This window comes from uncultured Brachyspira sp. (assembly GCF_944393015.1).
Classification (GTDB): Bacteria; Spirochaetota; Brachyspiria; order Brachyspirales; family Brachyspiraceae; genus Brachyspira.
Genome location: NZ_CALXYQ010000022.1, coordinates 39,108 through 51,500 on the forward strand (window position 1 = coordinate 39,108; position 12,393 = coordinate 51,500).

Below are 12,393 nucleotides of genomic sequence, written 5' to 3' on the forward strand. Positions count from 1 at the left end.
TTAAGGTATTTATATATGTTGGGAGCTATCAGAATACTTATAGCAGAAGATTCTAAAACTACTAGTGCATTATTAAATAATGTATTAGCCAATCATTATAGATTAGAAGTTGTAAGTATTGTGAACAATGGTATAGATGCCTATAAATCTATAGTATCAATAAAGCCGGATTTTGTTGTTATGAATATAGATTTACCTTTAATGGGTGGTATAGAATTATTAAAATTATTAAAAAAAGAGAATATACAAACTAATATTTTAATTATGAGTTCTTTGGCACAGAATAAGGATTTATCATCTAGGGCTTTAGATTTAGGTGCTTTGGATATAATATATAAACCTAGAAATATAAATGCGGATTTTGTTAAAGATAATATACTTAATGTAATATTAGAAACTATAAAAACAAATCCTATAAAATCCGATTCAGCTTTCGATTATAATTCAGCTATATTAAACAGCTGCAGTATGAAAGAAGTCATTGAAGATGAAGAAAAAACATATATGGATAAATTTGATGATAATGTAAAAATAATGCCTTATGATCAAAAACATGTTGCAACAGCTTTGAGTATATCTTTTAGAAAAGATTTTAAAACTCCTCTTTTAGTTGCAATAGGTATATCTACAGGAGGTCCCAGAGCTCTTAGAATAATGCTTCCTAGTTTGCCTAAAGATTTTCCTTTGCCTATACTGATATCGCAGCATATACCTAAGGAATTTTCATCTTCTCTTATTTCTAGTCTGCAGGATATTTCTAGTATTAGAATTAAAGAGGCTCAGGTAGATGAGGAGATATTGCCTTCAATTGTATATATTTCTCCGGGTGATAAGAATATGGGGATATATATGGACAGCAAAGGAAAATTAAGAATTAAATTTTATCCTGATCCTGATAAAAAATTTGTTTATACTCCTTGTGTTGATTATTTATTTAATACTATTGATGATGTTTTAAAAGATAAAGCCATTGCTATTGTTATGACTGGTATGGGTAATGATGGTACTAGCGGTATGACTAGATTATATAATGATAATAATTTAACTATTGCTCAAGATAAATTAAGCTGCACAGTATATGGTATGCCTAGAAGTGTTATAGAAAATAAGGTTGCACATGTGGTATTATCACTTTATGATATTGCCGAATTTTTAGTGCAGTATTTGAGAGGAAAACTTAAATGAAAAATATTTTTATTTTAACTATTGTATTAATTGCTTTTGCATCTTCTTGTAAAAAGGAATATGGTGCTGAATATAGCCTATATGAATATGAAAAATATATATCTAAACTTATAGCAAATAAAGATACATTGGAATTTACTTCTAATTTCATTCAGAATTTAGATGAAAATACAATCAATGTTTTGAATGAGATGAGTTTAATATATGAACGTACTCCTGTTAATATTATAGAGTCAATAAAAAATAGAGGTTCATTATATCAGAGAATATTTTCAGATAATGATGATTCTCTTTGTAATTATCTTCCTAAAGACGGAGGATATTATGATGTTAATGTAACTTATAGAAAATATAAAGATATTATGATAGCTCAGATTGAATATCCTTCTTTTAATAAAATATCTGAAAACTCTATTGAATTTGTTGCGGTATATTTAAATGATAAATGGAATTTAATCACTATTAACTTTTTGAATATTTAAAAATAGGATTTTTTAATGAGAAAAATTTTAATTACATTGATTGTGATATTATTTGTATTGGTATCATGTTTAGAAGATTTAGACAGCGTGAGAAAAAAATCTTTATTTGCATTTTATGATGACATGAAAACAGAAATATTAAGTGATAATATAAATTGGATAGAAAAAAATTCTGATTTAGAAAATATAGAAAACATTAAAAATATTGTATTAGATAATACCGATTCTCTAAAAAAATTAATGTCTTCTTCAAATAAAGAGTATTCTGTAACTATAAATTATACAATAGGTGATAATACTAATCCTGCAAGCGGATATTATATTGTTAGAAACACAGAATTTTCACCTACTTATTATTATATAAGACTTGTGAACAATTCAAATAAATGGAAAATAGAGTCAATAGATAAACTTCCATTAAAGTAAAATATTAAATACACCTAAACAAATATATTTTGTCAATTTTTAGTTATTTATGAATGTAAAATAATATTTTTCTATAATATAAAATATTATTTCATATTGCTTAAATATGTTTTATATATAAGATAAATTCTTATTTTTTGTACAGTAATGGGTAATCAGCCGCACACATAGTTGACATTAGATAAGAATAAACTATACCGTGCGGTGTGGTGGCACAGCTCGTGCTTGACAAAGTTAAAAATTTTTAGTATATATTAAAATAAAATAATTAAGTTTTATTTTAAGGAAGTTATTATGCCTATAATAAAAGCACCATGCAAAATAAATATTTCTCTTGATATAACTTCAAAAAGAAAAGACGGATATCATTTGATAGAATCTTTATTTCATACAGTTAATTTATATGATGTCATAAATATTGAAAAAGCTGATAAATATAATATTACAACAAGCGGTAAGTATGCTTTAGAAGATGATAAAGAAGAAAATATTGTAACTAAAATATTTAATCATTTTAAAAACAATATGAATCTTAATAATGATTACAATATACATATAGAAAAAAATATTCCTACAGGGGCAGGACTTGGAGGCGGATCATCTGATGCTGCTAATATTATTAAGTTTTTTTTGTCTGAATTAAATATCGATATCAATGATGATTTAATAGAATCTTTTTCTTCATTTGGTGCGGATATTCCTTTTTTTATTAGAGGCGGCTGTGCTTGGGTTTCAGGCATTGGAGAGAAGATACAAAATTATGATTTTACGCTTCCTTATAATGTTATTTTAATGTATCCGAATATACATGTTTCCACAAAATTAGCTTATTCAAAGTTTACTCCTGAAGATTTTAATAAATCAGATTTGTTTTATATAAAGAATATGCTTGATAATAAAGATATTAATTTTGAAAGAATAGTTTCAAAAACATATAATGTATTTGAGAAGAATGTTTTTAATTTAGAAAAAAGAATAGAAGAAATAAAAAATAAAACTGAAAGTATAATTAATAGAAAAGTAACTATGAGCGGTTCTGGTTCTTCGCTTTTTGCTTTATATAATAATGATGATAAGAAGATAGAAAATGATTTTCAAAAATTAAAAAATGAACTTAATATGGATATATATAAATTGAGTTTGATTTAATTGTATTTAATGTTTTTTATGTTATAATTCTGATTATTATAAAAATTAAATATTTAAAAATTAAAGAGAACATTATAAAAAATGCTAAAAAAGATATTTATTATATTATTTGTTTATTCTTCTGTATTTTTTGCAGCTGATTTATCATCTTTATCATCAAAACATTCACTATCAGTTTTGGAAACAAGCAGTACAAGATCAAAAGGTATGATGGGAGCAGATTTTTTGATAGGAAATGATTCATCTGCCTTATTTAAAAACTCTTCATCTTTGATGGGAGTGCTTAGAGATAGTGTTAATTTGAATTATACTTTTACATCTAATCCGCAAAATGATTATATATTCAATGCATCATACGCTCATATAGGCGGTTCTTATGCTGTAGGAGTTGGTTTTGCAGGGGATATAAATAAAGTTTATTCTTATGATAGTTTAGGCAATAAAAAAAATGATATATATAACGGACTTTATTTAATCAATGTAGGTGCTGCTTATGCTATTAATGAAAGTTCTTTTATAGGGGCAAATGTTAAAAGCGTAGTTAATAATAGCGGAAAAGATAATAATTTTGGTATGTTTTTTGATATATCATATATGCAGTCTTTATTTACACCTAATTTTAAGCTAGGCGTTGGAGTTAGAAATTTCGGATTTTATGATAATGTATTTGCTAAAACAGATACTGATATAACAGCTTCTGTAGCATACGCTAAAAGCGATGGAAGTTTTGCTGTATCAGGACAGTATACAATATCAGTACCTTCTGTAAGTCATGAATTCTCTGTTGGACTTGAAGCTATGATCATAGATTTTAATAAATTGGGATTATTTAAGAAAAAAACAGCATGGTATGATGATTTGCCTGAAAGCATATTAGATGCTCCGGATTTCGTACAAAAAAGGCTTTCACAACAGCTTCCAAGCGGTATTCTAGCTAGATTAGGAGTAGGCAATAAAGGTGTTTCTTTGGGTTTATCTATTTATTTGGACTTATTCAGACTTGACTATGCTATTAGTTTTGATAATTTCAGTAAGGATAATATTTCTCATGATATAGGCATGAGTTTTGTTTTTTAATTTAGGTTTTTTATGGCTATTTGTAAACAAAAAATATCTAATACAGAAAATTGTCCGAGAGAAGAGTACAAAGACGGTTTATGCATTATTCATCATAACAGCAATGATAAACCTGAAGGACTTTTCAGAAGAATAATAAGAGATGATATTTATAGAGGATTTTATAATTTCTCTTATATGATAAGCTATGACGGATTTAATTTTGATGGATTAAAAATCGAAAAAAATGCTAATATGCTTTTTACCAATTCTTCATTTTATGGACCTTTTCAAATGAGGAATTTTAATTTATTCGGCTCTTTAGATTTCACAGACAGTAATTTTGAAAGCGGATTTTTTATTACAATGTCCAATGTTTATAAAGAAATAATCATGAAAAACTCTAAAATAAATATGGATTTTGATATGTCCTTGTCGAATTTGCAGTCCATTGATATTGATAATATAACAGCAGAATGTAATTTCGCCATTGCCAATTCTGATATAATAGATAAACTCTCATTTAATCATATTCATTTTAAAAATAATTTCAGTATGCTCAATGCGAGTTTGCAGGGAGAATCCAGTCTTGAAAATATTATCATAGAGGGTGATGCGGATTTCAGGAATATGGTATTTTATAAATCATTGAAATTTGAAAATGTAGAAATAAAGGGCAGAACTATACCTTATGAAATTGTTGATAATGAAAAAATAGAATTCGTAAATGTTTTAATAAACGGCAAAGTTATAGATGACAATCAAAAAGAGAGAAAAGAAAAAGAGAAAAAAGAATCTCAATTAGAAAAAATCAAAGAGGCAAAGGATAAAATGTACAAAGAAACTTTGCTTAATAATAAATACTCTAAAAGAAAATAGATGTTAAAGTAAATTTCTTTTGTCTTTTAATTCATCTTTTTCTCTTATATCTTTTAATATATCTTTAATTTTTGAATCTTTATTATTCGGATAAATTAAAAGCACTCCGTTTGATTTTACTATAGTTAAATCATCAACTCCGTCTATAGCTATAAAAGTATCTTTATCATCATTTATTATAATATTGCTTTTTGCTTCTTTTGCATATACATTTCCAATTATAACATTATTATTATCATCTTTATCATATATTCTTCCAAGTGCTGAAAATGAGCCTAAATCGTCCCAGAAGAAGCTAGATTTTATACATTTGATATTTTTTATTTTTTCCATTATACCAAAGTCGAAAGATATTTTAATTATAGTTTTGAATATTTCTTCTTTTTGAGTATCATCTTTCGCTTCTAATGTTTGTATAGTTTTGTTGTATGTATCAGGCATTAATTCCTTTATTGAATTAAGTATATTATCTATAGACCATATAAACATACCGCTGTTCCATAGATAATTACCATCTTCTAAGAATTTGCAGGCATTTTCATAATTAGGCTTTTCTACGAATCTATCAACATTATATACATCATCTTTAATATTATCTTTTATTTTTATATATCCGTATCCTGTTTCTGCTCTGTTAGGCTTAATTCCCACCACTACAACTTCATTGGTATTTTCACTTACTTCAATGGCATTTTCAATAGACTTTATGAATAAGTCTTCACTTTTTATTATAGGGTCTGCTGGAAGCACTGCAATCATAGCATTTCCTATCTTTTCTTTTATAGAAATGGCACCTAAAGCAATAGCAGCTGCTGTATCTCTTCCCATTGGCTCATATATGATGTTTTTAAAGGAAGGCATATATTTAGCAAATACATCTTTATATCTTTTACCTGTGATTATAAAAATATTATCTTCGCTAGTAATTTTTAATGCTCTGTCTATTGTCTGTTCAATAAGAGATTTATTTTCTATGATACTTAAAAATTGTTTTGGTTTGCTTTCCATGCTTAGAGGCCATAGTCTTTCACCTATACCGCCCGCCATTATAAGTATTGATTTTTTCATATTAAAGCCTTTTAATAAAAGTTATTTTATAGTACCTTATTATATATATAATTAAATAAAAAACAATGATATTGTAAAAAAAGTATTTACATTTCATAGATTAAAATAAAAAAAATATATTTTTTGTAAAAAATGTAGTTCTTAGATAGTATTAATAAATATAAACTCATTAATATTAAATATAATTTCAATATTTTTATTTGACAAAAATTTCATTATGTATTATCTTTTATCGTGTAATGGGAGATTTTTTATTTTTCTTTAAATTTTTAAAATTTGAGAGGTTATATGAATAATACTGAAGAGCTAATATACGATGACGATGATATGCTGTCGCCTATAGATGCGGCGAAAATAGTTGGAGTATCAAGAACTACTGTAAACTATTGGGTGAGACATTATGGCTTAAAGGCTGATGTTACACCTGGTAAGAGATATAAAATTCGTTATGCTGATTTAAAAGCTTTTTTGGCTTTCAACAAAAAAGAAAAAAGAATCAAATTAAAAAGAAAACAGTCCAAATATAAGCTTGCCATAATCGAGCCTATGGAAATTACAAGAAAAAATTATCTTGAATGGCTTAAAGATGATTATGATGTTACTTGCATATCTAATTTGGCTGCACCTTTAAAAGAATTAAAAAAGATTTCGCCTGATATCATTCTAATGGATATTAACTTATCAGATGACAAGGATTATTTTTATCTAATAGATGAAATCAAGAAAGAAATTTCTTTAAGAACATCATTAATTATTATTATTACAAAGAGATATAATGAAGATGATGTTGTAAATGGGCTTGAAAAAGGTGCTTGCGATTATGTAAAAAAACCTGTAGGACAAAATGAACTTAAAGCAAGAATTAAAAATGCTATTAGATTTTATGTCGATGTGTAAATAATTATTAAAGCATATTTATAGGGTCTATGTCTATTTCTATATAATTGCCTTTATCTGCTGTAAAACTACTATTTAGTTTATCAAAGAAATTTTTTAGCAGTGAATGCGATGGTGTTTTTATAAGAATATTCCATCTGTAATATTTATTTAATTTGCTCATAGCACATGCTGTAGCTCCTAGGATTATTATTTTATCAGAATCATTATAAGTTTCCATTCTGAGCATATCTGCTATTTTATTGGCATCGTCTTCTACTTTTTTTTCGTCTATTCCTCTTATTACTAATCTTATTAATCTTGAAAATGGAGGATAATTTAAAGGTGCTTTTCTATTTTCTATTTCTTTATTATAAAATGATATATAATCATGATTTTTAGCACATTCTATACTATAATGATTTGGAGAATAAGTTTGAATATATACTATACCGTTTTTTTCTCCTCTTCCGCTTCTTCCTGCAACTTGAGTAATGAGATTGAATGTTCTTTCAGCACTTCTAAAATCTGGAATATGAAGCGACATATCGGCAAATAAAACACCTACTAGAGTAACATTAGGAAAATCAAGTCCTTTAGCTATCATTTGAGTGCCGACTAATATATCTATTTCTCCGTCAGAAAATCTTTTGAATATTTTTTCATAGTTTTTTGTTCCGCCTACTGTATCCTGATCCATTCTCTCTACTACAGCATTTGGAAAAAGTATATTTAAATGCTCTTCTACTTTTTCAGTACCGCTTCCTATTCTCTCAAAATGTCCTATTTTACATTCATCGCAAAGCTCATCTAAATATTGAGTATATCCGCAGTAATGACACATAACAACATTTTTCTTTTTATGATAAGTAAGAGATACCGAACAATTAGGGCATTCCAAAACTCTCTGACAATATGAACAAGTAACTACAGGAGCATAACCTTTACGATTAAGAAATAATATAATTTGTTCTTTTTTTTCTAATTTTCTATTTATTTCTTCTGCCAATTTTTGAGTAATCATAGGAAAAGCATCTGCTCTTTTTTCCTTTTTCAAATCTAATATTCTTACTTCAGGCATATTAACAGAAGCTGCTCTTTTCTTTAGGCTTAGAAGCTCTATTTTTCCTATTGAGGCATAATAAAAACTTTCTATAGAAGGAGTGGCACTTCCTAAAAGCAATGTGGCATTCTCATGAGATTTTCTATAAAAAGCAACCTGTCTTGCATGATATCTTGGAGTATCTCCTGCCTTATAACTGGTTTCATGCTCTTCATCTATAACTATTATACCCAAATTTGGGGTAGGGGAGAATATGGCACTTCTAGCCCCTATAACAATTTTTATCTCATCTTTTTTTATCATCTGCCAATATCTGTATTTAGAATTAGGTGATAATTTACTATGAAGTACTGCTATTTTTCCTTCAAATCTTTCAGCAAATCTTTTTATAGTTTGAGGTGTTAAAGATATTTCAGGAAGTATCACTATTGCCTGCTTACCCATATCAACAACTTTCTTTATAGCCTGCAAATATACTTCTGTTTTTCCGCTTCCTGTTACGCCATGAAGGAGAAAAGTTTTTGGATTATTTGATTCTATACTTTCATTTATTTTTTTTAATACGGCTTCTTGTTCTTCATTAAGTTTTAAATATGGTTTTTGTTTTGCAGGTATTGGTTTAGCTTTTTTTTCTTTTTTGGCCGGAGTACCTACAGGAAGTGCGGCAAATAATGCCTCTCCGAAAGATGAATGATAATAATTACTCATCCATTTTGCTAATTTGAATTCTTTATCTGAACAAATAGGTTCAAGATCAATTCTAGCTTTGATAGGATATACTTTATAGTTACCGTCTATAGTTTCAACTTCTTCTACAACAATACCCTTATTATTTTTACCTTTAATAGGAGCAACAACTCTACATCCTACCAAGCTATCATTAATCTCATCTGGTTTTCTGTATGTAAGTATTCTGTCTATAGGCAGATTGAAAACAACTTTAACATACATTATTACATTTTTTCGCGACGTTTTTTATCTTCATATTTAGACATACAATTTACGCATCTTAAAGTATAAGGTAAAGCAGTTAATCTCTCTTCATTGATTTCTTCTTTACAGTCAATACATTTACCATAGGTACCGTCTTCTATTCTTTTAAGTGCATTATTAAGCATATCTAATTTATCTTTTTCTTTTTGTGAGAAATTCATTAGAGTTTGTTTCTCATAAGCCTGAAATGCTATATCCACCATATCACCATGAGAATCATCTTTAAGAGCCTCATAGGTTTCATTTCCGCTTAATAATTCATCTAAAGTTTTTCTCTTTTCTTCTAACAATAAATCTTTAAATTTTTTTAACTTCTTAGCAGTCATTATACCAACCTTTAAGCAATATAGTAACCCAATAAAAAGATATCTTAACGTTTTGAGAATTGGAAACGTTTTCTAGCACCAGATCTTCCGTATTTTTTACGTTCAACTACACGAGAATCTCTAGTAAGGAATCCATTTCTTTTTAAAGTAGTTCTGAAATCCTGACTTTCACCTACTAAAGCCTTAGCGATACCATGTCTTACTGCATCAGCCTGAGCAGAAACACCGCCGCCATGAACATTAGCAAATACATCATATTTTCCAAAATTACCTGTTACTTTTAAAGCATCTTCTACTACTTTAAGAAGAGCTGCTCTATTGCAGAAGTATTCAGCATAATTTTTTCCATTTATTAAAATTTTGCCGCTGCCTAAAGTTATACGAACTCTTGCATTAGCTGTTTTTCTTTTTCCAGTAAAAATAGTTAATTGTTTAGCTGCCATTTTTATCTCCTAATTATATATTTACTACAGTAGGTTTATTAGCTTCATGCGGATGCTCGCTTCCTGCATATACTTTTAACTTCTTAAGATGAAGTCTTCCTAATGGATTATGCGAAAGCATGCCTTTTACAGCTATTTTTACCATTCTTTCAGGATTTTTTTCTAATAATTCGCCGTAGCTTATAGCTTTTATACCGCCTGGATAACCTGTATGTCTATAGTGAATTTTTCCCTTCTTTTTATTTCCTGTTAAAACTATGTCTTTAGCATTGATGATGATAACATAATCACCATTGTCTAAGTTGTATGCATAGTCTACTTTATGTTTTCCTTTAAGCATATAAGCTGCTCTGCTTGCTACTCTTCCTAATGACTTACCTTTGGCATCTATTATTAGCCAATTTTGCTTTATATCTTTTTGTGATAAAACGTAAGTACTGTTTTTTGTTTTTAATGTTTTTTTATCCATAACATACACACCTTGATTTAACGTTTAAAAAAAATTTGGTAGTTTTTATCTTAAAAATGTAACGGTGCGTAATTATAACATGAATATACTGTAAAGTCAAATTTAATTTATAAATTAAATATATTCTTATATTTAATTTGATTATTTTTTTGTATTTTTAATTATTTTTAATATATCATCAAAACCAACTATATTTACTATTTTTATAATTTTCTCCAGATCGTTTTTATCTATTTTTTTAATAAATCAAGATATTTTTTATCTTTTATATTGTTGTTTATATCAATTATTTTAGATATGTCTTTAATTTTTATTAGTTTGATAATTTCTATTAATCTATCTTTTCCTATTATATTCATAATATTAATTATATTACTAATATTATCTTTAGTCTTATTAAACATATTTATAAGCCTTTATATATTTTTTTATATTGTAATATATAATAGTGTTTATTTCAATATAAATATATTTTTTAATGCTGTATTAGGTATTATTTTAAATAAATGTTATCTAATAATCTAGTAGAGCCGCAGTAGCAGGATATGAGTATTATTGAATTTTTATTTGCTGTTTCTACATTAGTTAGTGTTTCTTTGTCTGCTATATAAACATATTCTAGCTTAAGCATTTTATGAGATTTCAAATTATTCTTTATTATATCTATTAAGTATGATGATTTGGTACCGCCTTTTTTAAACTCTTCTCTTGCCTCTTTAAGAAGTTTATATATTATAGTAGCTTCTTCTTTTTCTCTATCGCTTAATAAAGTATTTAAACCGCTTAAAGAGAGCATATTTTCATCTCTTACTATAGGAATAGTTTTTAATGCTATATTATAATTCAAATCTTTTATTATTTTTTTTATTATAAATACTTCCTGATAATCATATTCAATAAAATATACATTTGTAGGCGATATTATATTAAAGAGTTTTAATACTGTTATTATTATGCCTTTATAATATATAGGTCTTGAAATAATATTAAATTTACTATTTTCTATATTTATATGAATAGAATAATCATCGGGTATCATCTCTTCTACAGATGGTAAAAATAATACGTCTGCCTGACATTCTTCTAAAAGTTTTTTATCTTTATCTAAATCTTGAGGGTATTTTTCTATATCTTCTACTTTCATAAATTGAAGAGGATTAAGAAATATACTCACGATTACAATATCACATTCTTTTTTTGCTTTTTTTATTAAAGCCGCATGTCCTTCATGTAAAGCTCCCATAGTGGGAATTAAAGCTATAGATTTATCCTTATTATCATTAATAAATTTATATGCACTTTTTATATTTTTTAATATAGTTAAATACATATATTAATCCATTTTTTTATTCATTTTATCCTGATTTGTTGCAGGCTCATAAAAATATAATGCCAGTATAGTCTGAAGCGGAAACATTATAATAGCTTCAATAAACATACTAAATCTTCTTATAGTGTATATAATATCTTTTTTAAGTGCAAATACATTCACTATATAAAGTATTTTACTAGCAGCAAATGCCGCAAACAGTAATATTATTAAAAAATAAGGCAATGTATTTGGTGCTGGTAATATAGTAATATATTTAGGTGTTTCATTATTATTGCAATTAACTATAAAAAGATATATACCAAACAAATATATAAAAGCAAATATTGCATCTAATATAATTGTAATAAGTTCAGCTTTTTTATGTGAAATTTCAGGATAAAGTAAAGTTCCGCATGATCTGCACTGTTTAGCGTATTTATCATTCACCGTTTTACAAGATTTACATTTAATAGTTTTAGCCATAGTTCTAGAATAGCTCCTTCTTTATTGTCAATATTATCGTAACTATTGTTTAAAAAATAATCATATTTATAAATTGTAAAATTGTCAACTATTATAATAAATTAAAAATGTTTAAGAGCCACAGATATTGCACACTTTTAGTTTAAAAAAAGTAGGTATCCCTTATAATTTAAATTGCTAGAA

At 26.8% G+C, this 12,393-nt stretch carries 15 protein-coding genes; 7 read left to right on the plus strand and 8 right to left on the minus strand.

Going from position 1 to position 12,393, the window contains the following annotated elements:
* Positions 1 to 15 precede the first annotated feature (15 nt).
* The 6 genes from Q0K19_RS08765 to Q0K19_RS08790 all read left to right on the plus strand — a co-directional run bounded on the left by Q0K19_RS08765 (position 16) and on the right by Q0K19_RS08790 (position 5,177).
* Entirely contained in the window at positions 16 to 1,185 is a 1,170-nt protein-coding gene (locus tag Q0K19_RS08765; RefSeq protein WP_297247285.1) for a chemotaxis protein CheB, read from the plus strand.
* Positions 1,182 to 1,667 (plus strand): hypothetical protein, encoded by a 486-nt coding sequence (locus tag Q0K19_RS08770; protein WP_297247287.1) that lies wholly within the window; start codon positions 1,182 to 1,184, stop codon positions 1,665 to 1,667. The genes Q0K19_RS08765 and Q0K19_RS08770 overlap by 4 nt, the downstream gene beginning before the upstream one ends.
* 15 nt (positions 1,668 to 1,682) lie before the next feature.
* Positions 1,683 to 2,093, plus strand: coding sequence for a hypothetical protein (locus Q0K19_RS08775; RefSeq protein WP_297247289.1), 411 nt, complete (start codon positions 1,683 to 1,685; stop codon positions 2,091 to 2,093).
* Between the two features lie 294 nt (positions 2,094 to 2,387).
* The gene (gene ispE / locus Q0K19_RS08780; RefSeq protein WP_297247291.1) at positions 2,388 to 3,242 is read left to right on the plus strand and encodes a 4-(cytidine 5'-diphospho)-2-C-methyl-D-erythritol kinase; all 855 of its coding nucleotides are present in this window, start codon (positions 2,388 to 2,390) and stop codon (positions 3,240 to 3,242) included.
* Positions 3,243 to 3,323: 81 nt separating this feature from the next.
* The gene (locus tag Q0K19_RS08785; RefSeq protein ID WP_297247293.1) at positions 3,324 to 4,319 is read left to right on the plus strand and encodes a hypothetical protein; all 996 of its coding nucleotides are present in this window, start codon (positions 3,324 to 3,326) and stop codon (positions 4,317 to 4,319) included.
* 12 nt (positions 4,320 to 4,331) lie between these two features.
* On the plus strand, positions 4,332 to 5,177 hold the full coding sequence (locus Q0K19_RS08790; RefSeq protein WP_297247294.1) for a hypothetical protein: 846 nt from the start codon (positions 4,332 to 4,334) through the stop codon (positions 5,175 to 5,177).
* A gap of 3 nt (positions 5,178 to 5,180) precedes the next feature.
* On the opposite strand, the gene Q0K19_RS08795 is transcribed toward Q0K19_RS08790, so the two are convergent.
* Entirely contained in the window at positions 5,181 to 6,245 is a 1,065-nt protein-coding gene (locus Q0K19_RS08795; protein ID WP_297247296.1) for a mannose-1-phosphate guanylyltransferase, read from the minus strand.
* A 288-nt stretch (positions 6,246 to 6,533) separates the two neighbouring features.
* Between Q0K19_RS08795 and Q0K19_RS08800 the strand changes: the two genes are divergently transcribed.
* Positions 6,534 to 7,142 (plus strand): response regulator, encoded by a 609-nt coding sequence (locus tag Q0K19_RS08800; RefSeq protein ID WP_048593403.1) that lies wholly within the window; start codon positions 6,534 to 6,536, stop codon positions 7,140 to 7,142.
* 7 nt (positions 7,143 to 7,149) lie between these two features.
* On the opposite strand, the gene priA is transcribed toward Q0K19_RS08800, so the two are convergent.
* The 7 genes from priA to Q0K19_RS08835 all read right to left on the minus strand — a co-directional run bounded on the left by priA (position 7,150) and on the right by Q0K19_RS08835 (position 12,210).
* A complete protein-coding gene (gene priA, locus Q0K19_RS08805; RefSeq protein ID WP_297247299.1) occupies positions 7,150 to 9,135 on the minus strand; it encodes a primosomal protein N' in 1,986 nt (661 codons plus the stop codon).
* A 2-nt stretch (positions 9,136 to 9,137) separates the two neighbouring features.
* Positions 9,138 to 9,503, minus strand: coding sequence for a TraR/DksA C4-type zinc finger protein (locus Q0K19_RS08810; protein ID WP_014488908.1), 366 nt, complete (start codon positions 9,501 to 9,503; stop codon positions 9,138 to 9,140).
* 44 nt (positions 9,504 to 9,547) lie between these two features.
* Positions 9,548 to 9,946, minus strand: a complete 399-nt coding sequence (rpsI, locus tag Q0K19_RS08815; RefSeq protein WP_008723492.1) for a 30S ribosomal protein S9 — start codon at positions 9,944 to 9,946, stop codon at positions 9,548 to 9,550.
* Positions 9,947 to 9,959: 13 nt separating this feature from the next.
* Positions 9,960 to 10,415, minus strand: coding sequence for a 50S ribosomal protein L13 (rplM, locus tag Q0K19_RS08820; protein WP_020064479.1), 456 nt, complete (start codon positions 10,413 to 10,415; stop codon positions 9,960 to 9,962).
* 230 nt (positions 10,416 to 10,645) lie between these two features.
* A complete protein-coding gene (locus tag Q0K19_RS08825; RefSeq protein WP_297247302.1) occupies positions 10,646 to 10,819 on the minus strand; it encodes a hypothetical protein in 174 nt (57 codons plus the stop codon).
* A gap of 89 nt (positions 10,820 to 10,908) precedes the next feature.
* Positions 10,909 to 11,745 carry a pantoate--beta-alanine ligase gene (panC, locus tag Q0K19_RS08830; RefSeq protein ID WP_297247304.1) on the minus strand — a complete coding sequence of 279 codons (837 nt, stop codon included), beginning with the start codon at positions 11,743 to 11,745 and terminating at the stop codon, positions 10,909 to 10,911.
* A 3-nt stretch (positions 11,746 to 11,748) separates the two neighbouring features.
* The gene (locus Q0K19_RS08835) at positions 11,749 to 12,210 is read right to left on the minus strand and encodes a hypothetical protein (protein WP_297247306.1); all 462 of its coding nucleotides are present in this window, start codon (positions 12,208 to 12,210) and stop codon (positions 11,749 to 11,751) included.
* Positions 12,211 to 12,393 lie beyond the last annotated feature (183 nt).